The sequence below is a fragment of the Mesorhizobium sp. P2_E7 genome (assembly GCF_056403855.1).
The window spans coordinates 185,011-208,494 of sequence record NZ_JBFUER010000007.1; the positions used below are offsets into that span (position 1 = coordinate 185,011).

The window sequence follows — 23,484 nt, forward strand, 5'->3', positions numbered from 1 at the left end:
CCTACAGCTTCGCCTCCCGCTGCGAGATCAGCATCGCCATCCGCTGGACGGCGCGCAGCTCCATCTCCAGTCCCGGCGACGAAGCCAGCGCCGGCATGTTGAGCGCCACCACCGTCAGGGGCTCGAGCGTCGCCAGAAGCACGTGCGTCGCCTCGTATTTCTCGAACAGCCAGGCCAGTTGCTCGCGTATGTCCTGGTCGACCGGCGCATCCAGCTTCACATCGGCGACCGAGCGCACCGGCTCCTGTTCCAGGGCCCGCGCCAGCACCTTGAGGTCGAAATCGCCGAGGTCGGCCGCCGGCAGGATCAGGGCGCCGTCGACTAGGATATGGTGCTGCAGGCCGCGCAAAAAACGCGCCGAATCGGTCAGATCGCCCTCCGCCATATGCTTCAGCAACGAGTCGCGGCGCTTCTCTGCGGTCAGGCTGACGCTGTCATTGTAAATGACGGCGAGCAGCGTCGCCGAAAGCACGATCACCACGCCCTGTACGCTGCCGCGCCAGCCGAGATCGTCGATGCCGCCCAGCGCCAGCCCGGCAAACACCGAGCTCAGCGCGACAACGGCGAAGGCGCCGATCGTATCGCGATGGCCGAGGCTGGCGCGCCCAAGCCCGATCGTCAGCCAGCACAGGAACAGGATGGCGATGCCGCCGAGCCGCACCGGCACTTCGAACAGGCCGGGCCGGTAGTCGGTGACCATGAACGGAAGGATCAGCAGCAGCGACAGCGCCATGCGCTCGACCGTGCGGTTTTCGGCCGCCGACAGGCTGTCACGGTCGCGCGTCATCACCAGCCAGCCGATGGCGAGAAAACCACCGAACTGGAAGGCCAGAAGGATCGCCATCCGCCATGGCTCGGCAAAGCGTTCCGGGATCAGCGCCAGCAGGACGAACAGCACGGCACCGCCGGCGGCGAAGAATTTGAGCGCAAACGGCGCATGCCGGCGCAGCAGGCCTTCGGTCAGCAGAAGTGCTGCCAGCGGCAGCAGGCCCGCCGCGGCGATGGTGACGAAGCGGAAGAGGGCGAGACTGGTGATCCAGTCGAGGATGCGGCAGGCGAGCAGCACCGCCAAGACCCGCAGCCCAAACAGGAAGCGCCGCGACAGCGGATCGCCAGTGTCGCGGCCGCCGACGATCGAGATCACGATCAGCAGCCCGGCCAGCGCCGCCAGCGAGGTGATGGTGTCGGCGACGAGCGTGTCGTCGAAACTCATGGCTCCGCTGCCATCAGCTTGAGCATGAAACGACGCACCAGCGGGCGCAGGAGGGCCGCGACCAGCGCGTTGCGCGGCCGCTCGACTCGGCCCTTGTAAGGATTGAAGAACCAGCCACGGCAGTCGGCCCCGTGCGGGTTGCCGAGGATGCCGGCAACGACCTCATAGGCCATCAGCATGCCGGTTGTGACGACCATCGGCGCAAACGACATGCGGCTGCGCTTGCCTGCCGCCACCTCGCCGGCCATGGCGAGGTCGACATGGTGGCGCGACGAGGAGTTGAGCACGACATATTCGGCCTCGCGCAGGAAGGCGGTGGCGCGCTGCTCCGGCGTGATCGCATTCCAGGCCGTGCCGGGCGTGGGGTAACCCAGGCGCTCCTCCGGCATCGGATCACCGGCCTTGGTCACATAGACCGAGGGCAGCGGTGAGGCATAGGCGTCAATAACAGTGCGGCCGAGCTCCCGCGCTGTTCGGTACAGCAGCAGCGACGCCCCGAGATCGTCGGTGCCGTTGACGACGACGGCGCTGTCGCGGATCGCTGACGTGGCATGTTCAGGCCAATCCTTGCCGTGCACCTCGATCTGCATTTGCGGGTTGATGGTCAGGCAGAGGTCGCGCGTCGCCTCCGCCTTCTCACGGCCGACCGTGCCCGTGAAGGCGAAGACCTGGCGGTTGAGATTGGAGATGGCGAACGTGTCGAGATCGGCGATGATCAGCCGGCCGACGCCGGCGCGCGCCAGCGCCATGATGCAGGCGCCGCCCATGCCGCCGGTGCCGCAGACAAACACCGTCGCGTCCCGCAGCCTGGCCTGCTGGGCTTGCGTCACGAACCCGATGTTGCGGGTCGTGAACTCCTCATAGGTGAACGGCGGCATCAGCGTGTCCATGGTCTCAGCACATTCCATTGGCGGCTGGAGTCCGCCCAGTGAACCACCGGCAGGATGAGCCGCTGCAGCGTGGCGGCGGCGCCCGCCACGGCAAGGGCGGCAAGCGAACCGCGCGGCACCGCGTCGGCAAGATAGGTGCGAGCCGCCTGGAAACTCATCTGGCCGATCTGCAGCACGTCATCGCCGCGCCCGTAATCGAGCTCTTTCTGACAGAACTCGTTAAAGGCCTCGTCGCGGTGCTTGGCCGCCTCGTCGAACGTTTTCTTCAGATCGTCCGAGCCGCCCGTATAGGCATTGGTGATGACGAAGCGCTCTTCGTCGAAACCGGCTTCGGGGCCGACGCCGAAGACATGGCGATGGCGTGCCATGATCTGTCGCGCAAGCAGCACGTGAGTCAGCGAGCGCCGCGCGCCGGCATGCGGTCCCGGAAACACATTGGTGAAGGCTTCGGCGACCATGCCGACGACGGCGGGAACCTGGGTGACGTTGGAGATCCAGATCGGCCTGAGCTGATTGCGCAGGAACATCAGGAAGCAGGTCAGGCCGTAGAGGACCCAGCTGAGACCCCGGCTGCGCTCGTCCGGATCGATCATGACCAGCCCGAGATGCAATACCTCATAGGGCTTGCCGGCCAGCGAGATGTCCATCAGCGCCAGCGCGTTGAAGGCGATCGGCCGCCCGTCGCTGCGGCGGTAGACAATGGTGATGATGGAATGTTCCAGCCGGCTTCGATCGCCGGAAAACACGCCATAGGTCAGGCTGCCGGCCTTCAGCGTCTTCGACGCCACCAGCCGCAGATCGCTGCTCAGCTGCTCCAGTTCGGCCGCCTTCATCCAGCGCCCGGGCCGCTCCACGACGCGCGTCTCGTAGCCGTCGGACACGCGCATGCGCACATCCATGAACCGACCCGGCAGCAGCTGCAGAACCGCCTTGAGCAAGATTTATTGTCCCCTTGGGCCCTAACGCCTAGCGTACCATGGCCGTCATCGGCCTAAGGTGCGGTAAACCCGAAGACGACAACGCCTGGTTGATCTGAACAAGGTAAAAGAATAGCTGCAATGCCGGCATTCCGATGGCGGCATACTTTCGGCCGCTGCAAGAACTGCGGCGCTTGGCACCCGCGTTTGCTGCCGGTCAGTCGGCCGATTTCTGATCAATGTTGCTGGCGAACAGTCGACCCCCACGGCGCTGATGAAACGCGAAGTCGCCACCAAACGGGTACAACCGGTGGAGCGGAAAATTCTGCCGCATCGCCCTGGCATAGGGTCGTCGAACACGGCTGAGCCGCCGAACCGGCCTCAGCCCTCGGCAGCAACGAGATGCCCGCCGCCGACATCGTTCAAGGCGAGCTTCAGCGGCGCCTCGCCGATCCTGCGCGTGGCGCTCGGTATCTCCTGGTCGAGCCTAGCAAACCGGCTCCTGCGCTGCGCCGGATCGGGCACCGGCACGGCGTCGATCAGCCGCCTGGTGTAGGGATGCCGCGGGCTGGAGAACACCTGGTCGCGCGTGCCCATCTCGACGATCTGGCCGAGATACATGACAGCGACGCGGTCGGAGATGTTTTCGACCACTGCCATGTCGTGCGAGATGAAGAGATAGGCGACGCCGAATTCGCGCTGCAATTCCTTCAAAAGGTCGAGCACGCGCGCCTGCACCGAGACATCGAGCGCCGACACGCTTTCATCGGCAATGATCAGTTTTGGCCGCAAGGCGAGAGCCCGCGCAATGCAGACGCGCTGGCGCTGGCCGCCGGAGAATTCGTGCGGATAGAGCTCCATCTGGTCGGCCGACAGGCCAACGCGCTCGAACAGCACCGCGACGCGGTCGCGGCGCTCGTCCTTCGAGGCGATGCCATGGATCACCAGCGGCTCGGCAACGAGATCGCCGACGCGCATGCGCGGATCGAGCGAGGCGAACGGATCCTGAAAAATCATCTGCACGTCGCGGCGCACCGCCTTGCGCTCGTCTCGGCCGAGCCCCGACAGATTGCGCCCACCGATGACGATGTCGCCGCTGTACGGCACCAGCCCTGCCAGCGCCTTTGCCGTGGTCGACTTGCCGCAACCGGACTCGCCGACCAGCGCCAGCGTCTCGTTGGGCGAGATCGAGAAGCTGACGCCCTCGACGGCATGAACGCGGCGGGTGACCTGGCCAAAGACACCGCCGCGCAGATCGAAGCGGACATGCAGGTCGTTTACCTCGGCGACGTTGGCCGGCTTCGAAAGCTCGGCCGTATCCCTTGATTTCTGGCGCCCGACCCCGCTGCCGATGCGCGGCACGGCGGCCAGCAGTTCGCGCGTATAATCGGCCTCCGGCCGGGCAAAGATATCGGCGGTCTTTCCCTCCTCGACCATGCGGCCATGCCGCATGATGATGACGCGGTCGGCCATTTCGGCGACCACGCCCATGTCGTGGGTAATCAGGATGACGCTGGTGCCATGCTCGCGCTGCAGGTCGCGCAACAGCTCCAGCACCTCGCCTTGCACGGTCACGTCGAGCGCCGTCGTCGGCTCGTCGGCGATCAGCACGTCGGGCTCGAGCGCCAGCGCCATGGCGATCATCACCCGTTGGCGCATGCCGCCGGAGAGCTCGTGCGGAAACTGCCTTAGCCGGCTTTCGGCTTCTGAGATACGCACCGCCTTCAGCGCCTCGATCGCGCGCTGGCGGGCTTCGGCCTGCGAAAGGCTGGTGTGCGCCTCGATAGATTCGGTGAGCTGACGGCCGATCGACAAGACCGGATTGAGCGAGGTCATCGGCTCCTGAAAGATCATGGCGATGCGGTCGCCGCGGATGCGACGCATCTGGCGTTCGTCGAGTGTCGCCAGGTCGGTGTCACCAAGACGGATTGCGCCTGAGGATATGCGCGCGGCCGGCTGCGGTAAGAGTTGCATGATCGCCAGCGCGGTCATCGATTTGCCGGAACCGGATTCTCCGGCAATGCACAGCGTCTCGCCGCGCGCCAGCGCCAGCGACAGGTTGGAGACGACCTCGCGCTCACCCTCATCGCCGCGCACGCTGACGGAGAGGTTGGCGATGTCGAGGACGGGTTTTGTTTCGCTGGTCATCGCAGGCGCGATCCTGCGAGGGATTTATTCCGTCGCACCCCCCTCTGGCCTGCCGGCCATCTCCCCCTCAAGTGGGGAGATTGGATTTCACCCCGGCCTTCGCCAATCGCCACCGTTTGAAAAAAGGCGGGACGACCAAACTGCCAATCTCCCCCCTTGAGGGGGAGATGCCCGGCAGGGCAGAGGGGGGTGTCTTGGCGCTGACCCAACCTCATTCAAACACGCAACGCGGGAAGTAGAACGACACCACCCAGTTCGGCATGTCGACGATCTCGCTGATGCGCAGGTCGCCGCACACCGAAGCCAGCATATACGCCTCGACCGGGTCGATCTTGTAGCGCCCGGCCAACAGATCGACCATCTGCGCCACCGCCTCCTTGGCCCCGGTCATCAAATCCGGTCCGATGCCGGTCGTCACCTCATAGCCCTTGGCGTCGAGATGGCGCGTCACCGGACCCGATGTGGTGAAGCGTGGCATCTTCAGCCTGGCGTCCTTGACCAGGTCGAGCTTGAGCACGACGTCCATCGGGCTTTCGATCGCCGTGCCGCAGACCTCGCCGTCACCTTGAGCGGCGTGCGTATCACCAACCGAAAACAGCGCACCGGCCACTTCCACCGGCAGATAGAGCGTCGTGCCGGCGGCGAGATCGCGTATGTCGAGATTGCCGCCGACACGCCGTGGCGGCACCACCGAGTGAAGCCCCATCTCGGCCGGGGCGTTGCCGATGGTGCCGGCGAAAGGCTTCAGCGGCACGCGCGCATTTTTGCCGAACAGCGCCGGGTCGAGCGTGGCGGCATCGTATTTCCAGATGTTCAGCGCCGGCTCTGTAAAATCGTCGGCAAGCAGGCCGAAACCGGGAATGTTCGCCGTCCAGCCGAAGCCGGACGGTTTGAACATTTCGATCGTCACCTTCAGCGCGTCACCAGGCTCCGCACCCTCGACGAAGATCGGCCCGGTCACCGGGTTGACCCTTTCGAAGTCGAGCTTGGCGACGTCGGCAACCGTGCTGTCGGCGTTCAACTGGCCGCCGGCGGCATCGAGGCACTGGAACTCGATGGTCGAGCCGGGCGCCACCCGCTCGGCCGGGGCAAAGGAATTGTCCCAGCCGAAATGGTGATGGCGCCCGTGGATGGTGTAGTCGCAGCTATTGCACATCTTTTACGTACACATTGTCGTAGTTGATGAAGACATGGACCGGATCGACATAGAGATTGTCGGCGCCGCCCATGCGCGCGGATCTAATGGTGAAGCGCTGCTCATTGAACACCGGCGCCCAAGGTGCGTCCTCCATGATCTTGTCGTAGATCCCGCTCCACATCTTGTTGCGCTCTGCAGACTTCGCCGGATCGGTCATCGAGTCGGCTTCCGCCGCCTTGGCGTCGAGATCCTTGTTGCAGTACCACGACCAGTTCCAGCCGCCGGGCACAGCACCGGCACAGCCTAGGATAGGTCCGTAGAAATTCGACGGGTCGGGGAAGTCGGCGATCCAACCCATGCCGCCGGACCAGATCATCGGCGCGCCGGCCTTGTCACCGCCAGCGGCAATGACATTGGCCTGTGCCAGCGCCTGGATACTAGCCTTGATTCCGATCGCCGCCAGATCCTGCTGGATCGCCTGGGCAATGCGCGGATTGGGATCGGTGTTCATGGCGAACAATTGCGTGTCGAAGCCATCGGGATGGCCGGCCTCGGCCAGCAGCGCCTTGGCTTTGGCGACGTCATAGGGATAGCCCTTGAATTCCTTGTCGTAGCCGGGCATCGACGGCGGCAGCGGCTGGTTGGCCGGCACCGCCCGATTGTTGATAATCTGGACGATGCGCGCCTTGTTGATCGCCATGTTGACGGCCTGGCGCACCTTCACATTGTCGAACGGCGCCATTGTGGTGTTCATGGTGATGTAGCCGGTGTGCAACTGGCCGCCCTCGATGACGTGCGACTTTTGCTCTGGATCGGACATCACCTCCTGGAACTTGGCCGGCGGAATGCCGTCGAGAGCCAGGTCGATCTCGCCCTTCTGCAGGCGCAGCAGCGCCACGATCGGCTCCTGGCCAACCTCGAAAGTGATCTTGTCGAGATGTGGCAGGCCCTTGTGCCAGTAATCCGGGTTGCGCTCGAAGACGATGCGCTGTCCGAGCGTCCATTCCGCCAGCTTGAAGGCGCCGGTACCCACCGGATGCTTGCCGAAATCGGCGCCATATTTCTCGACCTCCTCCTTCGGCACGACATGGGCGAAGTTGATGGCCATGACATGCAGGAAGGTGGCGTCGGGACGAGTCAGCTCGAACTTGACGGTGAAGGGGTCGACGACAGTGACGCCCGACAGGCCTTCGGCCTTGCCGGCGGCGACATCGTCATAGCCCTTGATCGAGCCGAAGAAGCCGGCGCCCGGGCTCTGCGTCTTCGGATTGGTGACGCGGTCGAGCGAATATTTCACATCGTCGGCCGTCATCTCGCGGCCATTGTGGAACTTCACGCCATGGCGCAGCTTGAAGGTGAAGGTCTGCCCGTCTGGCGAAATCTCGTAGCTTTCCGCGAGGTCGGGCTTGAGGTTGGTCGTGCCCGGCTCGTAATCCATCAGCCCGTCGAACAGGCTCTTGATCATCGACCAGTTCTGCCAATCATAGCCGATCGCCGGGTCGAGCGTCGTGACGTCATCCTTGTATGTGGCGACAATCTCGCCGCCCTGCTTGGCGTTTGGGTCGACGGCGTCCTCGGCGCGGGCGCTTGCCATGCCGAGCATCAGCGCCAATGCCGATGCCGCGACTGTTGAGGTGAGAAACTTTTTCATTGTTATGTTCCCTTTCTCTGTTTGTTTTTCATTTTCATCTGAGCTTGATACGGGGGTCGATGAACGGCGCGATGATGTCGGCGAGGAGATTGCCGAGCACGATGGCGAAGGCCGACACCAGCGTGACGCCCATGATGATCGGAATGTCGACGCGCTGGATCGCCTGCCAGGCCAGTTGGCCGATGCCGGGCCAGCCGAACACGCTTTCGACGACGACAATGCCGCCCATGAAGATGCCGATGTCGATGCCGATCATGGCGATGACCGGCAAAATGGCGTTGGGCAAAGCGTGGCGGAAAATGATGGCGCTGCGCGCTAGCCCCTTGGCGCGCGCGGTGCGGACATAATCCTGGCGCAGCACGTCGATCATCGACGAGCGCATCATGCGCGCATACCAGCCAGCACCGAGTATGCCCATGGTCAGCGATGGCAGCACCAGATGGCGCCAGGTGCCATAACCGCCGATCGGAAACCAGCTCAGCCGCACCGCAAAGACGTAGAGCAGCAAAAGCCCGACGACGAATTGCGGCGCCGATACGCCGACGAAGGAGGCGACCATCAGCGTCTGTTCGGTGGCGGTGCCGCGCTTGACGGCGGCGATCAGGCCCATGGAGAGCCCGATCAGAAGCTCGCACAAGATCGCGCCGACCATAAGGAGCAGGCTGGCCGGCAGCCGCGAGACGATAAGCTCCGTGACCTCCGAGCGCTGGATGTAGGAGCGGCCGAGATCGCCGCTGACGAGCTTCGTCAGATAGTGCCAGTACTGGACGACGAAAGGCTGGTCGAGGCCGAGTTGCTGGCGGATGTTTTCCACCGTCTGCGGCGTGGCGCTGCGGCCGGCGATCTGCCGCACTGGATCAGCGGGCAGCAGATAGAGCAACGCGAAGGTGATCAGCGAGACGCCGAGCAGGATGAGCAGCGACTGGATCAGCCGGCGGCCGAGATAGGCGATCATGCCCGGCCCCTTTGCGTCGGATCGAGGATGTCGCGCAGCGCATCGCCGATCAGGTTGAAGGCCAGCGCCAGCGCCAGGATCGCGGCTCCAGGGAAGAACACCAGCCAGGGTGCGGCCTGGAAGTACGTCTGGTTCTCGAAGATGATGTTACCCCACGACGCCGTCGGCGGTTGCACGCCAATGCCGAGAAACGACAACGTCGCCTCGAGCAGCACCGTGGTGGAGATGCCGAGCGTGCCCCAGACGATGATGGTCGGCAGCAGATGCGGCAGGATGTGGCGAAACAGGATGCGCGGCGCGCCGGCGCCGATGGTGCGTTCGGCATCGATGAACTCGCGCTCGGCCAGCGAAGAGGTCTCGGTGTAGATGACGCGCGCGGTCTGCACCCAGTTGACCAGCGCGATGACCATCGCGACGATCCACAGGCTCGGCTGGAACACTGCTGCCAGGCAGATGGCGAGCAGTAGCGCCGGGAAGGCCATCATCAGATCGGTGAAGCGCATCAGCGCGCTGCCGACCCAGCCGCGGAAATAACCGGCAGTGACGCCGACCAGCGTGCCGATCAGAAGCGCCACGCCATTGGCGACGATGCCGATGATCAGCGAGGTGCGCGCGCCGTACAGGATGCGGGTCAACAGGTCGCGGCCGAGCAGGTCGGTGCCGAGCCAATACTGGGCGCTCGGCGGCAGCGGCGAGCCCTCTATGGTCAGGCCGTCGAACATCTGCTCGTTGGGATCGTAGCCGGTCAGCCATGGCGCCAGGATGGCGCCGGCGACGACGATGGCGACGATGACCAGGCCGAGCAGCGCCAGGCGGCGCTTGACCAGCCGGCGCCAGACGCCGGCGCGTGGCTTGGCCGGCATGCGCACAGGGAAATCAGGCGCGATGGGACTGGTCATCGCCGCCTTCCTCACCCGTTGTTTCCTCATCCGTCATTGCCACGATCCGGCGCGCCGCATCCTCGACGCTGATCTGCCAGCTCATCGCCAACGAGCGCAGCTGCGCATAGGCGCGCTCGTCATCCGAGCCTTTCGACAGCGCTGCCACCGCCCGCACGATGGTCTGGCGCTCGGCGACGCGCTGGCGCAGCGAGGCGATCTCGCCGGCTAAATGTTTTCGCGCCTCGAAACTCTGCCTGGCGATCAGCAGTGCGCTGTAGACGCCGGCATTGCCGACCGGCTTCAAAAGCTGCGCATCGGCCTTGTGCGACAGTGCCCATTCGATACGGCCCGGTGCCTCCGAGCCAATCAGCGCCACAAGCGGCATCGGCGCTTCGCCGGCCTTCCACGGAAATTGCTCGTCAAAGCCGAGATCGGCGTCGAAGAATACGAAATCGGCAGCGAGCACTTCCGGCGACAGTTCCGGCCAGCAGTCGACCGTGATCAGGCCGATGGCCGACAATTGCCTTGTGATCGCCTGCACCGTCGGGTGCGGGCGATGCAGGATGAAGGCCCTGGCGCCACCGAGATTGGGGATGCGTGTCCTGGTCACGACACCACCCTCAGACGCGGACGGCCGAACGTTTTGGCAGGGTCGTAGCGCGACAGATAGGGATCCGGCGCGACCTCGTCCTCGCGGCTGACGACCTCGAAGAAACCGTCGGCGATCCGTCCGATGATCACCGGCAGCGTCGCGTGCTGGGAGTGGGCGTCGATGGCGATCGGCCCGAGCCGGGTCGAAAAGCGCCGCTCGGCGAAGGCTTTGGAGAATTCCGCCGGGCCGGCGTCTGCGTCGTGCGACAGCACGTCGGCCATCACCTGCACCGAGGCATAGGCGGAGGCCTCGAAGGACGAGGCGAAGGCGGCCGGACGCGGCGCGAAATACGGCCCGACCGACAAATGCCCCTTCCCTGTCTCGCCGATCGCCGGCAGTTCGCCCTCGGTGAGATTACAGGAAATAACGGGGCAGTTTTCCGGCCGGAAGGCCGGGTCCTCGTCTCCCAGATCGCGATACGCCGCCAGGAAGGCGTAGGACGAAGTCCCGATCAGATTGTTGAGGATAAAGCTCGGCCGCGTCGCCCGGATCTCCGCGATCAGGCGCGACACATCGGTCTCGCCGATGCGCAGATAGCGCTCGCCCAGCACCTTGCCGCCGGCATCCGCGATCAGGTCGCGCGCCACGCGGTTCATCTCCCAGCCCCAGATATAGTTCGATCCGAGCAGGAAGCCGTTGGCGCCGAAGCGCGGCACGACATGCGCCATCAGCGGCACCAGATGCTGGTTGGGGCAGGCGTGCATGTAGACGACATGCTCGTTGGCCTCAAAACCTTCATAAGGGCAGGCGTACCAGAGCATGCCGCCTGCCTTCTCCAGCACCGGTATCGTTTCCTTGCGGCTCCACGAGGTGACGCAGCCGACGACGTGACGGGCGCTGCTGGTCCTGAAAATGTCCTCGCACAGCGTCGCGTAGCGGTCCGCATTGCTTTGCGGATCGCGCTCGACCGGCACCAGCTCGATGCCTGAGCCTCGGTCCGCGTTGATGTCGGCAATGGCGCGCATGGCGCCCATCCGGCACGCATCGGAGACCAGCTGGTAGCTGCCCGAGCGCGAATAGAGGATGCCGATCTCGATACGCCGTTTCAAACAGAACCCCAGAAATGACAATGCCCCGCAGCCAGCGCCGCAAGGGCGAGGCATACGAGGCATATTTGCCGCCCGGCGACCAAAGCCGGTATTTTGCGCTAGCGTATTCGCTCCGGCTGGTCAGTCAAGCGGGAAAGTGGGTGCCACAGCGATCGCACCGCGCACGAAGCCCATCATTTGCGGCCGATGTCCTCGAAGCTGAGGTCGAAGCGCATGAGATATTTGCGCAGCCGGTCGGCGTCGTTGCCGCTGGTCTTTTGCAGCCGGGAGACGGCAAAGAGTTTGCGGCCGGCGGCGCTGATCGAATTGCTGTCGCGGCAAACCTCGAGCACGGTGGCCAGCTGCGCCCGGTCGAATATGTCGATCTGGTCCCGCAGCTCAGAACCAAGGATTTCCAGCAAGATGGCCTCGCGGTCACCTACCTCGCCGCTTCGCCACAAGGCGCCGAGCCGCTCCATCTCGTCGCGCACGGTCTCCTCGTCGATACGTCCGAGCGGCGCCAGCGTCGCCATGCGGGTGACCGAAGCCGAGAGATCGCGGAAGTTCGCGCGCCACATCGCCTCCGGCGCCATGGCGAATTTCAGATAGAGGTCGCGCGCCTCCTTGTTGAAGGTAACGTTCTGGCCCTCGCGCTCGCTGAAGCGGCGCAGCTCGAAGTCGAGGTTCGGCTCGATGTCTTCCTTACGATCGCGCAACGCCGGCAACTGGAAGGTCCACAGGTTCAGCCGCGCGAACAGATCCTCGCGGAATTTGCCTTCCTTGACGCCGATCGCCAGATCGCGATTGGTGCCGGCAAGAAGCTGGAAGTCCGACATGACATCCTGGTCGGCGCCGACCGGCAGGAAGCGCTTTTCCTCGATGGCCCTCAGGCACATGGCCTGCTCGTCGGGGCCAAGCTCGCCGATCTCGTCGAGGAACAGCACACCCTTGTTGGCCGATTTCATCAGCCCGGCGCGCTCGTTCTGAGCGCCGGTGAAGGCGCCCTTGACGTGGCCGAACAGCGTCGACATCGCCTGGTCGCCGCGCAGCGTCGCGCAATTGACCTCGATGAAGGCGCCGGAGACCTGGCGCTGCGCCTTCTTGAGTTCATAGATGCGCCTGGCCAGTTGCGACTTGCCGGCGCCTGTCGGGCCGGTCAACAGCACCGGCGCCCGCGAGCGGATCGTCACCTTTTCGATCTGGTCGATCATCTGGTTGAAGGCAGGGTTACGGGTGGCGATGCCTGATTTCAGGAACGATGTCGCCTCATCGCGCTCCGCCGTGAAGCGGGTGGCGATGGCGTCGTAGCGGGACAGGTCGAGATCGATGATCGAATGGCTGCCGGAAACATCGTCGTCGCTGCCCTGCTTGCGCGGCGAAAGCTGCAGCAGCCGGGCCGGGATGAAGTGGGCTTCGGTGAGCAGGAACCAGCAGATCTGCGCGACATGCGTGCCGGTGGTGATGTTGACGAGATAATCTTCCCTCTCGGGATCGAATGTGTAGGCGCGGGCGAAGTCGCGCAGCCCGGTATAGACCTCGGAGAAATCCCAGGGGTCGCGCATGCTGATCAGATGCGTCCTGACCTCGGTCGCCGGCGAAACCTGTTCTATGTCGGCGATGACCTGCGTGGCGAGCTGCCGGGACTGAGACCCGTGAATGAGTTCCAGTCGGTCGATGAACAGCCCTTGCTGTTGGCACAACGCAACCGTCGGCCGCCATTTCCTCCAGCGGTCATCGGTGCGCCCCGCATCGAGCGTCGTCCCCAGAATGCCTATCGCGACGCGTCTTTTCATTTTATCCTGTGTTATAACAACAGAGATTTTTGGATTACTATACAGGCACTCCCTCGCGAAGAGCCAGTGCCGACAAGTTTTGATGGTGATTTTTATTTTGTAATAAAATCAATAATTTATGAGAAAAATCAAGAGCCGCCGCCTGCACATCCTTCAAACTGGCACGCCTTCTGCAATGTTGCTGGTGTGAAATGAAGGATCGGAACAATGGCGAACAAATCCGTGTTTGCGACGTATGCAGGAAAGCTGCTCCCGTCGGCTGGCGCCAGGAACAATGAAGGAGCCCGGGCTTATCGCCTGTCGCCCCATCAGGCCCTGGCGCAGCTGGCGGCAACGGGCACGTTCAACGCGACCTTCTATGCCGAGCCGCGCGAGCAGCTGGACGAGGTGTTGAAGCTCGCCTGGCAGGTCGAGCCGGGTTTCCTGGCGCGCACCGCTGTCCACGCCTTCGAGCAGGGCTACATGAAGGATATGCCGGCCTTGCTGCTGGCGGTTCTGTCCTCGATGCAGGGCGACGAGTTCGACCGTGCTTTCGGACGGATCGTCAGGAACGGCAAGATGCTGCGCAACTTCGTGCAGGTCATGCGCTCCGGCGCCACCGGGCGCAAGTCGCTCGGCACGCGGCCGAAGCGTCTCGTCCAGGCCTGGCTCGAACAGGCGGCCGACTTCGAGATCATGCGGGCTGCGGTCGGCAATGATCCGTCGTTGGCCGACGTCATCAAGATGGTTCACCCGAAGCCGAAATCGGCCTCGCGTGAGGCGCTTTATGGCTACCTGATCGGCAAGCCGCATGATTTGTCGGCACTGCCGGACGCGGTGAAGGCCTTCGAGGCGTTCAAGCGCGATCCGTCGCTGCCTGTGCCGGAAGTGCCGTTCCAGATGCTGACCTCGATGCCGCTGTCGCGCGAGCATTGGGTGCAGATCGCCGAAGCGGCCGGCTGGCAGATGCTGCGGCAGAACCTGAACACTTTCGCCCGCAACGGCGTGTTCGAAGTGGAAGGGTTCGCCGAGAAGCTGGCGGCGCGTCTGCGCGATCCGGAAGCGGTCCGGCGCGCCCGGGTGTTCCCGTACCAGCTCATGGTGGCGTTCACCATGGCAGGTGCTGATGTGCCCGGCGTGGTCAGGGATGCGCTGCAGGACGCGATGGAAATCGCGCTCGGCAACGTGCCGCGGTTCAATGGCAACGTCGTCGTATGCCCGGATGTTTCGGGCTCTATGGCATCGCCGGCGACCGGTTACCGCAAGGGCGCGACCTCGGCCGTGCGTTGCATCGATGTGGCTGCCCTGGTGGCCGCCGCGATGCTGCGGCGCAACCCCACGGCGAGGGTGTTGCCGTTCGAGAACGATGTGGTTGATGTCAGCCTCAACGCTCGCGACACGGTGATGACCAACGCCGCCAAGCTGGCGGCCATCGGTGGCGGCGGAACCAACTGTTCGGCTCCGCTGGCGCGGCTGGTACGCGAGAAGGCAAAAGTCGACCTGGTGGTGTTCGTGTCGGACAACCAGTCCTGGGTGGATGCATCAGCGCATGCGCATCAGGGCACGGCGACGATGCAGGAATGGCAGAAGCTCAAGGGATTGAACCCGGAGGCCAAGCTGGTCTGCGTCGACATCCAGCCCTACGCGACGACGCAGGCGAAGCCTGAAGGCGACATCCTGAATGTCGGCGGCTTCTCCGACCGCGTCTTCGATGTGGTTGGCGCCATGCTGTCTTCGAGCGGCGACCCGGATCATTGGGTGCGCACGATCGAGGCAGTGGAACTCTAGACAATGGTCCCGGCGGCGCGTCCGCCGGGACCACCGGAACAAATTCAGGGCCAGAAATCAGGGCCAAGAATCTGGGCATGACGAATGCCGATGGAACTACAGGCTATTCACCTCCAGGTCGCGGGTTCGAGTCCCGCCGGGTCCGCCACTATGGACCCGTAGCTCAGCGGATAGAGCGGGACGTTTCGTCAAACCTTGTCGTCATGCCTGACGGCTTTACGCGGTTTCGGCCGCAATTGGACAGAAAGGAACTGAACAAACGGCGTGACGAATGCCTGTGGAACTACATCCTAACTTTCGGGTCGCGGGTTCGAGTCCCGCCGGAGTTGCCAATCGACTCCGTAGCTCAGAGCAGAAAGGCAGTTTTCACAACATACTTGTCGTCACACACCTCGACAAAACCGCGGCAAATGCCGGATGGAACTACAGCTCCAAAGAATGGGATGCTCCGTGAGGTTCGACTCCTCACCTTGGCGGCGCTCTCTGGCACGAGCGGGGACTCCCGGTGTTTCATCATCCCTTGTCGCCGCGGCGACGTAACTGAATGGCGAATGCAGGCAGGACTACAGGGATAGAGCGTCCGCGGCGAAAGTCGCGGAAGGTCGGATGTTCAAACCATCCCTCCCATCTCCGGATGGAAAGTAGCTCAGTAATTGTCCTGCCGACCCTTGTCGCCAGACCGAATGAGCAGGACGAATGCCTGCAAGACTACAGGTAGACGCAGCCCGTTACGGCGGGTGCCGAAAGGCGTGAGGGTTCGTGTCCCTCCTCGCATCTTCGCGAAGTGGCGGAAAGATGTCTCGCATTCCCTTGTCGTCCGCCCGCAATACGCAGTGCTTGATACGGACCGAAAGTGAAAGACATGACCGAGATTTTGAGTGGACAGGATTTGATCGACGCCGGCATGCCGCAGGGCAAATGGTTCGGCAAGGCGCTTGCCGCGGCCAATGCGGTGCTGGAAAGCGGTGGATCGCCGAGCGATGCGCTGGACGCCGCGCGTGCTTTCGCGCCGCCGCCGGCGCTGCCGCTGCATGCGGTCGCTTCCATGCCGCTGCATCTCAACATCGAGGCCGAGACGCCCGATGAGGCTGCCAACGTCGAAGCGGTCACGCGCAGCATGGTCGAGTTGATGCGCACGCCGGTGATCCGTGCCGGCGCCATCATGCCGGATGCCTGCCCGACCGGTCCGTCGGGCACGATCCCGGTTGGCGGCGTCGCGGTGTCCGAGGCAATCCACCCCGGCATGCATTCGGCCGACATCTGCTGCTCGATGGCGATCTCGGTATTTCCAGGCGTGGCGCCTGCAGCCCTGCTCGATGCCGTCCACGCGGTCACTCATTTCGGGCCGGGCGGGCGTCCGCGCGGCCAGCAGATCCGGCCGGCCAAGGAGGTCTTCGAGCGTTTCGAGGCCAACCCTTTGCTGCGGGATATCACGAGTGCGGCGATCGAGCATTTCGGTACCCAGGGCGACGGCAACCATTTCGCTTATGTCGGCACTTTGAAGTCGAGCGGCGAGACGGCGCTGGTCACCCATCATGGCTCGCGCTCGCCGGGCGCTCGGCTCTACAGCAAGGGGATGAAGATCGCTGAGGCTGTGCGCAAGACGCTGTCGCCGGAAACCTTGCCGCAGAACGCCTGGATTCCGGCCGACACACGGGAAGGCGATGACTATTGGGACGCCCTGCAGACGATCCGCGAATGGACCAAGGGCAACCATATGCTCATCCACGACCTGACGGCTGAGAAGCTGGCGACAAAGGTGTCGGACCGGTTCTGGAACGAGCACAACTTCGTCTTCCGCCGTTCGGACGGGCTGTTCTACCACGGCAAGGGGGCCACGCCGGCCTTCGACAACTGGGCCGATGACGCGACCGATCTGACGCTGATCCCGCTCAACATGGCGGAGCCGGTGCTGATCGTGCGCGGCAAGAACGCCGAGAACGGGTTTGGCTTCTCGCCGCACGGCGCCGGGCGCAATTTCTCGCGCACCCAGCACCGGCGCATGCAGGCGGGGCGCAGCGACGCCGATATCTTTGCGCAGGAGACGAAGGGCATCGACGCCCGTTTCTTCTCCGGCGTGACCGATATTTCGGAGCTGCCGAGCGCCTACAAGAACGCGGCCTCGATGCGCCGCCAGATCGAACATTTCGGCCTGGCGGAGATCGTCGACGAGGTGCTGCCCTATGGCTGCATCATGGCCGGCGACTGGGAGGCCAACGCGCCGTGGCGCAAGAAGCGGGAAGCGCGCCTGCAGCAGGGGCGCTGATCAAAAACCGGGATGCGGGCTGCAAGGCCCGCATCCTTTGACCGTTCCACCAGCCAAGCTCAGAATCGGCTCGCGGATGATTAGCGCAGGGTGAACGCGAAAGGGGCAACGACAGACGTACCGGCCTTCTCGGGCGGTGGCGCCGGCACCGTGGCGCCCTGCAGGACGCTGAGTGCTGCACGGTCGAGGTCCGCGTCACCCGAAGATCGCGTCAGTCGGGCGGAGGTCACCTTGCCCGAGCTGCTGACGACGAAGGTCACATTGGCGGTGCCCTCAGCCTTTCTGGACCTCGCCGCGGAAGGGTAACGCTTGTGCCGGTTGATCCATCCAATCAACTGCGAATTCCACTTGGCCGGGCTGACGGATGACCCACTCGACTGCGACGCCTTCGGCGTGGCTGCTTTGGCAGCCGCCTTCGCATCGACGCTGGCGGTTACGACCGCTTTCGCCGGCACAGCCTTTTCCTTCTTCTCTTTCTTTGGTTTCGGCTTGGGTTTTTCGACCGCTTGCTTCGCCTTTTCGACCGGCTTGTCCTCCACTGGCTTGGCCTGCGGCAGCGGAATGACCACGTCCGGCGCAATGGCCGGGACAATGTCGGGTACGACCTCGTCGAGCGGCGGCTGGTCGGGTTGTTCGGCCGCGGCCGTCTCGACTGGTGCGGGCTCGTCGAGCTGGACCTCTTCAGCCTCCTCGGTGACCGGCTCCGGCTTTTCGACGTCCGGCTCCACGACAGGTTCTGCGTCGGCGACCGTCTCCTCGACCTGGTTCGTCGGCTCCGGCGTCACCACATCGGCTATCGCGTCCTCCGGCACTGCCGGTGCGACCATCATAGGCGACAGCTCGATCGCCACCGCCGGCGGCGGGCCGCCATCCATCTCGTTGGCCAGGCTGAAGCTCTGCACGGCATAGGCGATCACGACATGCGCGCCGACAATGAGAATGGCCGCAGCCACCCACAAACCGATCTCGCGCGCGCCAGTGCGCGGCGGATCGGCCATGGGAACGGCGGCAGCCAGATGCGTCATGGGGCGGCGCCTGGTTGCGGTGATGGCGCCGCCGGATCCGTCGGCGCCGTCTCCAGCCCGACCAGCGCGATCTTCAGGTAGCCGGCACCGCGCAGCAGGTTCATCACCTCCATCAGCTCGCCATAGCCGACCGCCTTGTCGGCACGCAGGAAGATGCGGGTCTGCTTGTCGCCCTTGGTCTTGCCGTCAAGCACGGCGGCGAAAGCCGCACGCGGCACGCTGTCATTGCCGATCGCCAGCGTCAGATCGTCCTTCAGCGTCAGGAACAGCGGCGTTTCCGGCCGGGGCGCCGGCGTTGCCGTCGAGCCCGGAAGGTCGACATTGACGTCGACCGTCGCCAAGGGTGCAGCGACCATGAAGATGATCAGCAGCACCAGGATGACATCGATGAACGGCGTCACGTTGATCTCGTGGTTTTCCTCGATATCGCCGTCGATGTTTTCGCGAATCCTAGACGCCATGCTCCCGCTCCATCACTCCGCCGCCAGCGCGGGCGCCTGCGGCACCGTGCGGAAATCGAGATCTCGGCTGACCAGCCGTTCGACGCCGGCCGACGCATCGGCAAGGATCTGCCTGTAGCCGGATATGGAGCGCGCAAAGACGTTGTAGATGACGACGGCGGGAATGGCCGCGACCAGGCCCATCGCGGTGGCCAGCAGCGCCTCGGCGATGCCGGGCGCGACGACGGCGAGATTGGTGGTCTGCGCCTGCGAAATGCCGATGAAAGCGTTCATGATGCCCCAGACGGTGCCGAACAGGCCGACGAAGGGCGCCGTCGAGCCGATCGTCGCCAGCACGCCGGTGCCGCGCGACATGCGCCGCGCCGCCGCCGCTTCGATCCGCGACAGGCGCGACGTCACGCGTTCCTTCAACCCGTCACCGGTGACGTGGTCGAGCGCGCCGGCCGAAAGCGCTGCCTCTTCTTCGGCTGCCTGAACCAGCAGCGCAGCGGGGCCGCCGCTGTTGCCAAGCGCGCGCCCGGCCTGCCGCAGCGTGGCGGCATTGCCGATGGCGCGCGCGGCGCGGCGGGCACTGAGCTTGCCGAAGAGTATTTCAAGCGACTTGGCCAGCCACACCGTCCAGGTGACGAGGGAGGCGAAGGCGAGCCCGATCATCACCGCCTTGACGATGATGTCGGCGGCCATGAACATGCCCCAGGGCGACAGATCGTGCGGCAGGGCCAGCGATATCGCCGAAGGCTCGGTCCGCGCGGTTGCACCGGGCTGGCCTGCAGGCTGCGGTGCGGTCGGCGCGACTGCCGCCGGCTGGCCGGTTGCTGCCGGTTCCGTCGTCACCCGAGGTTGAGTGGCCGGCTGCTCCTGCGCCGCAACGCTACCGGCCGACAGCATGACCGCGGCCAGCGCCGCCAACAAACCATTTCTGGACACGCTTCGTCCTCGCTTCATCATTGCACACGTAGCCGATCGGCTGGCCGCCGGCCGACGGCGCGCCAGCAGCTTGATCAGCGTCGAGTTGCCCGAGCCGGTGAAGTCCAGCCACGGATCTTGGCCTTTCTCAGGCGCGGCGAGCCCTTCTTGAGACCGGTTCCGGCAAGCCGTGTCCGTTTGACTATGAAACATGACTTTGCTAGTCAACAAATAAGATGACTTTTTGAGACAACAATTTGTCGAGGCGTGTTGGCGTCGCATCGAAAAGCCGGAAGATGGAGGCAGCATCCTTGCCAGCCTCACCATCGCGCCGGCTACGTCTATCGCCGCCTTCACGATCTCAGCACTTGGCGTCTTCGCACTAAGGGATGGACGGCGGCGCCGGTCCTGAGCCACGATGACGAGAGGCAAGCGGGAGGCATGCGGCGATGATCAAGGCGACACCGTTCGATTTCCCCTATGACGGCCGGCTGGTGCCGGCAAACACCGCGCTGCTGGTCATCGACCTGCAGGAAGATTTCTTGTCGCCGACAGGTTATTTTGCCAGGAAGGGCTATGACCCCGCCCCGCTGCGCGCCATCCTGCCGACGGTCAACCGGCTGATATCAACGGCACGCGCGGCCGGCCTCACCGTCATCCACACCAGACAAGGCTATCGCGGCGACATGGCCGACATGACGCCTTATGAGCAATGGCGCCGCAAGCGGGCGGGCCTCGAAGGCACCGACGTGCTGCTGCGCTCGGGTTCTGGCTTTCAGATTGTCGCCGACATAGAGGTCGCGGCCGACGACATCATCGTCGACAAGACCTGCAACAGTGCCTTCACCTATACTGATCTTGAGTTAGTGCTGCGCGCACGCGGCATCACCCATTTGATGTTTTCCGGCTGCACGACCGATGTCTGCGTCCACACCACGCTGCGCGAGGCCTGCGATCGCAATTTCCAGTGCCTGACCATCGCCGACGCCTGCGCCAGCGGTGACCAGTACGCGCATGACGCGGCGCTGCATATGGTGACGGTGGAGGACGGCGTTTTCGGCGCGCTGGCGGAGTCAGGCGCTGTGCTGGAGGCGCTGGCGCGGCTGAGTGATGGTTAGACGCTGGAGGGACAGCACCCCAGAGGGGGTGCTGTCCCGCCGGCGTTTCCAGATCGCGATCCGCAGCAGGCGCCAGTTTTGGCACGTAACTACCCTGCGTGAATGTCCGACCCGCCCCGCGATGCAAACGCACCCGGCTGCGGCACTTCGGCCTCGCGGCGCGCCAGCGAGTTGCGCGTGAGCGCGATCGTCTCGCGGGCGATGCTCGCGATCTCGCGCGGCCTGTCGACGCCGACGATCATGAATTCGCTGATGCCGAGTGCTGCATAGGGCAGTAGCGACAAAGCGATCTGCGCCGGCGGTCCGGAAAGCTCGACCGCCTTGTGGCCGGCGACGGATGCACCGCCTTCCGAACGAATCCGTATCGGAAGTGCAAAACGCAGCTTGCCGGCACGGCCATGTTCGGCAGCGGCGCTGCGCGCCCGTTCCATCAGCTGGCGGATCTCGTCGAGCGAACCCGCAGCCAGTTCGAAGACGTCGGCATGCCGTCCGGCGACCCGGACCGCGGTGCCGGACTGGCCACCCATGCGGATGGTGATGTCGGCGCCGTGCGGTCCCTTGCGCGGCACGTAGCCGCCCTTGATGCTATAGAAGGCGCCTTCATGGTCGAAGGGCCTGTCGTTCGACCACAGCCGCTTCAACAGCACCAGATATTCGTCGATGCGCTGCCAGACCACCGTGTGGCCGACCGGACGCGTCTCGGCATCGTCGTCGTCCAGCGGCTCGCTCAGCATTCTCAGCGACAACCGGCCACCGCTCCTGGCGTCGAGCGCCGCCAGTTGCCGCGCAGCAACCGCGGGCGCGATCACGCCGGCCCAATGCGTCAGAACCACTTCCAGCGACGAGGTGCGGTCGAGCGCCTGGGTGGCAATGTCCATATTGGTCAGCAGCCCGGCCTGGTCGTCGACGACGATCTTCTGGAAGCCGGAATCCTCGATCAGCGACAGCTTTGTCGCCGTCTCGACGAAATCATAGAAGAAAGGCACGGCCGAACCGGCGTTGGCGGCCTGTGTTTTCCCGGGAACATGCGTGAACTCGATCGGCATTGCCATCTCCTCCATCACGTTGGATGCATGTCGCCCAAAAGTGGTCCCGGTTTTGGGACAACGACATGCATAAAACAAAGCGCACCACGCAAAAGCGCGTCCGCGTTCGGTTCATCAACTCCGATCACTCACTGAAAGCGCTAGGTCGCCACCCTTTCGGCCTGAACGGATCAGGGAATCAGGCCGAGCACGACTGCCCCGGTGAACGCGAACGCAAGGGCAAAGACGAGATAGGCGAAGGCGCCTGCGTAGGCCGGGCGGAAAGCCTGGGCATTGGCCAGCCTCTGGCTGCTGCGATCCGTCTCGGCGTTCTGGATATAGGACATATCAACCTCCGTCTCGCCGGTTAATCTATAAAATCAGTAGACTTTGTCGATTGCTATTTTTTGGGAATTCGCAGAACAATTTTCTCAATCTTCGATGTGAATTGGTCTGAGATTGCTGGGAGGCCGCCATTCGCGGCAAGCCACCAGCCAGCTTGGCCGGCCTTCACATCGGGGATAGCATCGCCATTCCCGCGTAAAGGCAGGCGATTTCAACCGGGTATGGGGAGCAGAAGATATGGGTTCAAGATTGGCCGGCAAGGTCGCCATCATCTCGGGCGGCGCGACGGGCATGGGCGGAGCGGCGTCGGAATTGTTCGCCGCCGAAGGCGCTCATGTGGCGATCATCGACCGCAATGGCGAAGAGGCGGCGAAAACCGCCGCGGCGATACGGGCGCGCGGGCATATAGCCGAGCATTTCGTCGCCGACGTCTCGGACGAGGCGCAGGTCGAGGCGGCGGTGAGAGGCGCGACCGGAAAGCTTGGCCCCGCGACCGTGCTGTTCAACCATGCCGGAACCATCGTGATAAAGCCGTTCCTGGAGACGACGGTGCAGGAATGGGACTGGCTGCATGCCGTCAATGTCCGCTCCATGTTCCTGATGACCCGCGCCGTGCTGCCCGGCATGATCGCCGCCGGCGGCGGCTCGATCGTCTGCACCTCGTCGATCTCGGCGGTGGCGGCCACACCGATGGAGGTGCTCTACGACACCACCAAAGGCGCCTGCCATATGTTTGCGCGCGCCATTGCGGTCGAGTTCCGCGACCGCAACATCCGCTGCAACGCCGTCTGCCCCGGCTTTATCAGGACACCGCACGGCCTGCGCGAGGTGGCCGATCTCGGCAAACTCGGCGTCGACGTTTCGGATGCCGCACTGGCAGCTCAACAGGGGCGGATTGGTGAGCCGGAAGAAGTTGCCAAGGCAGCGCTGTATCTGGCGAGCGACGAGTCCAGCTTCGTCAACGGCGCGCATCTGTTTGTGGATAATGGCTTCACCGCGATGTGAGGCTTTCCAAGTTTGGCGCCCTTCCTCTCCCTCCGGAGGGGGGAGAGGTGGCGCTGCTGTCCGAACCGGATAGATGGGTAACAGAATGGACCGATTAGATGGGTGACAGTTTTCTCCCTCGCCGGGAGGACCGGCGATGGTTTGGCGAGAGACTGGCATCATGGATGAGCGGCTTCGGTTTGTGGTGGGATGCCTGACCGGCGAGGAGACGATGACGCAGCTGTGTGCGACGTTCGGTATCTCTCGCAAGACTGGCTACAAATGGCTTGAACGCTACCGGAAGTTTGGGCCGGCAGGTCT

General features: G+C 64.1%; 21 protein-coding genes. 5 read left to right on the plus strand and 16 right to left on the minus strand.

Features of this window, described 5'->3' with window-relative positions:
• Nucleotide 1: 1 nt before the first annotated feature.
• The 11 genes from AC1DYC_RS27525 to rtcR form a co-directional block, all read right to left on the minus strand.
• Nucleotides 2-1,213 carry a hypothetical protein gene (locus AC1DYC_RS27525; RefSeq protein WP_477410845.1) on the minus strand — a complete coding sequence of 404 codons (1,212 nt, stop codon included), beginning with the start codon at nucleotides 1,211-1,213 and terminating at the stop codon, nucleotides 2-4.
• Nucleotides 1,210-2,103 carry a ThiF family adenylyltransferase gene (locus AC1DYC_RS27530; RefSeq protein WP_477410846.1) on the minus strand — a complete coding sequence of 298 codons (894 nt, stop codon included), beginning with the start codon at nucleotides 2,101-2,103 and terminating at the stop codon, nucleotides 1,210-1,212. The genes AC1DYC_RS27525 and AC1DYC_RS27530 overlap by 4 nt, the downstream gene beginning before the upstream one ends.
• Nucleotides 2,091-3,041: a hypothetical protein gene (locus AC1DYC_RS27535; RefSeq protein ID WP_477410847.1), complete on the minus strand. Its 951-nt coding sequence runs from the start codon at nucleotides 3,039-3,041 to the stop codon at nucleotides 2,091-2,093. The genes AC1DYC_RS27530 and AC1DYC_RS27535 overlap by 13 nt, the downstream gene beginning before the upstream one ends.
• 360 nt (nucleotides 3,042-3,401) lie before the next feature.
• On the minus strand, nucleotides 3,402-5,168 hold the full coding sequence (locus AC1DYC_RS27540; RefSeq protein WP_477410848.1) for an ABC transporter ATP-binding protein: 1,767 nt from the start codon (nucleotides 5,166-5,168) through the stop codon (nucleotides 3,402-3,404).
• Nucleotides 5,169-5,379: 211 nt separating this feature from the next.
• The gene (locus AC1DYC_RS27545; protein WP_477410849.1) at nucleotides 5,380-6,324 is read right to left on the minus strand and encodes an acetamidase/formamidase family protein; all 945 of its coding nucleotides are present in this window, start codon (nucleotides 6,322-6,324) and stop codon (nucleotides 5,380-5,382) included.
• Nucleotides 6,314-7,957 carry an ABC transporter substrate-binding protein gene (locus AC1DYC_RS27550; RefSeq protein WP_477410850.1) on the minus strand — a complete coding sequence of 548 codons (1,644 nt, stop codon included), beginning with the start codon at nucleotides 7,955-7,957 and terminating at the stop codon, nucleotides 6,314-6,316. The genes AC1DYC_RS27545 and AC1DYC_RS27550 overlap by 11 nt, the downstream gene beginning before the upstream one ends.
• A 34-nt stretch (nucleotides 7,958-7,991) precedes the next feature.
• Nucleotides 7,992-8,912, minus strand: coding sequence for an ABC transporter permease (locus AC1DYC_RS27555; protein ID WP_477410851.1), 921 nt, complete (start codon nucleotides 8,910-8,912; stop codon nucleotides 7,992-7,994).
• On the minus strand, nucleotides 8,909-9,811 hold the full coding sequence (locus AC1DYC_RS27560; protein ID WP_477410852.1) for an ABC transporter permease: 903 nt from the start codon (nucleotides 9,809-9,811) through the stop codon (nucleotides 8,909-8,911). Before AC1DYC_RS27560 ends, AC1DYC_RS27555 begins: the two co-directional genes overlap by 4 nt.
• Nucleotides 9,789-10,403, minus strand: a complete 615-nt coding sequence (locus AC1DYC_RS27565) for an ANTAR domain-containing response regulator (RefSeq protein ID WP_477308031.1) — start codon at nucleotides 10,401-10,403, stop codon at nucleotides 9,789-9,791. Before AC1DYC_RS27565 ends, AC1DYC_RS27560 begins: the two co-directional genes overlap by 23 nt.
• Nucleotides 10,400-11,494, minus strand: coding sequence for a transporter substrate-binding protein (locus AC1DYC_RS27570; protein ID WP_477410853.1), 1,095 nt, complete (start codon nucleotides 11,492-11,494; stop codon nucleotides 10,400-10,402). The genes AC1DYC_RS27565 and AC1DYC_RS27570 overlap by 4 nt, the downstream gene beginning before the upstream one ends.
• A gap of 173 nt (nucleotides 11,495-11,667) precedes the next feature.
• The gene (rtcR, locus tag AC1DYC_RS27575) at nucleotides 11,668-13,266 is read right to left on the minus strand and encodes an RNA repair transcriptional activator RtcR (protein WP_477410854.1); all 1,599 of its coding nucleotides are present in this window, start codon (nucleotides 13,264-13,266) and stop codon (nucleotides 11,668-11,670) included.
• Nucleotides 13,267-13,473: 207 nt separating this feature from the next.
• Between rtcR and AC1DYC_RS27580 the strand changes: the two genes are divergently transcribed.
• On the plus strand, nucleotides 13,474-15,033 hold the full coding sequence (locus tag AC1DYC_RS27580) for a vWA domain-containing protein (RefSeq protein WP_477410855.1): 1,560 nt from the start codon (nucleotides 13,474-13,476) through the stop codon (nucleotides 15,031-15,033).
• An 862-nt stretch (nucleotides 15,034-15,895) separates the two neighbouring features.
• Nucleotides 15,896-17,299: an RtcB family protein gene (locus AC1DYC_RS27585; RefSeq protein ID WP_477410856.1), complete on the plus strand. Its 1,404-nt coding sequence runs from the start codon at nucleotides 15,896-15,898 to the stop codon at nucleotides 17,297-17,299.
• A gap of 80 nt (nucleotides 17,300-17,379) precedes the next feature.
• Here the strand turns inward: AC1DYC_RS27585 and AC1DYC_RS27590 are convergent, their stop codons facing one another.
• Genes AC1DYC_RS27590 through exbB form a run of 3 tightly spaced genes read right to left on the minus strand, consistent with a single transcriptional unit; the run spans nucleotide 17,380 to nucleotide 19,712 of the window.
• A complete protein-coding gene (locus AC1DYC_RS27590) occupies nucleotides 17,380-18,324 on the minus strand; it encodes an energy transducer TonB family protein (RefSeq protein ID WP_477410857.1) in 945 nt (314 codons plus the stop codon).
• Nucleotides 18,321-18,785: a TonB system transport protein ExbD gene (exbD, locus tag AC1DYC_RS27595; protein WP_477410858.1), complete on the minus strand. Its 465-nt coding sequence runs from the start codon at nucleotides 18,783-18,785 to the stop codon at nucleotides 18,321-18,323. Before exbD ends, AC1DYC_RS27590 begins: the two co-directional genes overlap by 4 nt.
• Before the next feature lie 12 nt (nucleotides 18,786-18,797).
• The gene (exbB, locus tag AC1DYC_RS27600; protein WP_477410859.1) at nucleotides 18,798-19,712 is read right to left on the minus strand and encodes a tonB-system energizer ExbB; all 915 of its coding nucleotides are present in this window, start codon (nucleotides 19,710-19,712) and stop codon (nucleotides 18,798-18,800) included.
• Between the two features lie 428 nt (nucleotides 19,713-20,140).
• Here exbB and AC1DYC_RS27605 point away from each other — a divergent pair, with 428 nt between their 5' ends.
• Complete coding sequence (locus AC1DYC_RS27605; protein WP_477410860.1) at nucleotides 20,141-20,809, plus strand: cysteine hydrolase family protein; 669 nt, start codon at nucleotides 20,141-20,143, stop codon at nucleotides 20,807-20,809.
• 89 nt (nucleotides 20,810-20,898) lie between these two features.
• On the opposite strand, the gene AC1DYC_RS27610 is transcribed toward AC1DYC_RS27605, so the two are convergent.
• Together AC1DYC_RS27610 and AC1DYC_RS27615 are read right to left on the minus strand one after the other, a co-directional pair.
• Nucleotides 20,899-21,855, minus strand: coding sequence for an LLM class flavin-dependent oxidoreductase (locus tag AC1DYC_RS27610; RefSeq protein ID WP_477410861.1), 957 nt, complete (start codon nucleotides 21,853-21,855; stop codon nucleotides 20,899-20,901).
• A 170-nt stretch (nucleotides 21,856-22,025) separates the two neighbouring features.
• A complete protein-coding gene (locus AC1DYC_RS27615) occupies nucleotides 22,026-22,181 on the minus strand; it encodes a hypothetical protein (RefSeq protein ID WP_112561314.1) in 156 nt (51 codons plus the stop codon).
• 235 nt (nucleotides 22,182-22,416) lie between these two features.
• Here AC1DYC_RS27615 and AC1DYC_RS27620 point away from each other — a divergent pair, with 235 nt between their 5' ends.
• Nucleotides 22,417-23,184, plus strand: a complete 768-nt coding sequence (locus tag AC1DYC_RS27620; protein WP_477410862.1) for an SDR family NAD(P)-dependent oxidoreductase — start codon at nucleotides 22,417-22,419, stop codon at nucleotides 23,182-23,184.
• A 136-nt stretch (nucleotides 23,185-23,320) separates the two neighbouring features.
• The coding region (locus AC1DYC_RS27625; RefSeq protein ID WP_477408980.1) for a helix-turn-helix domain-containing protein at nucleotides 23,321-23,484 on the plus strand (164 nt) is incomplete at its 3' end.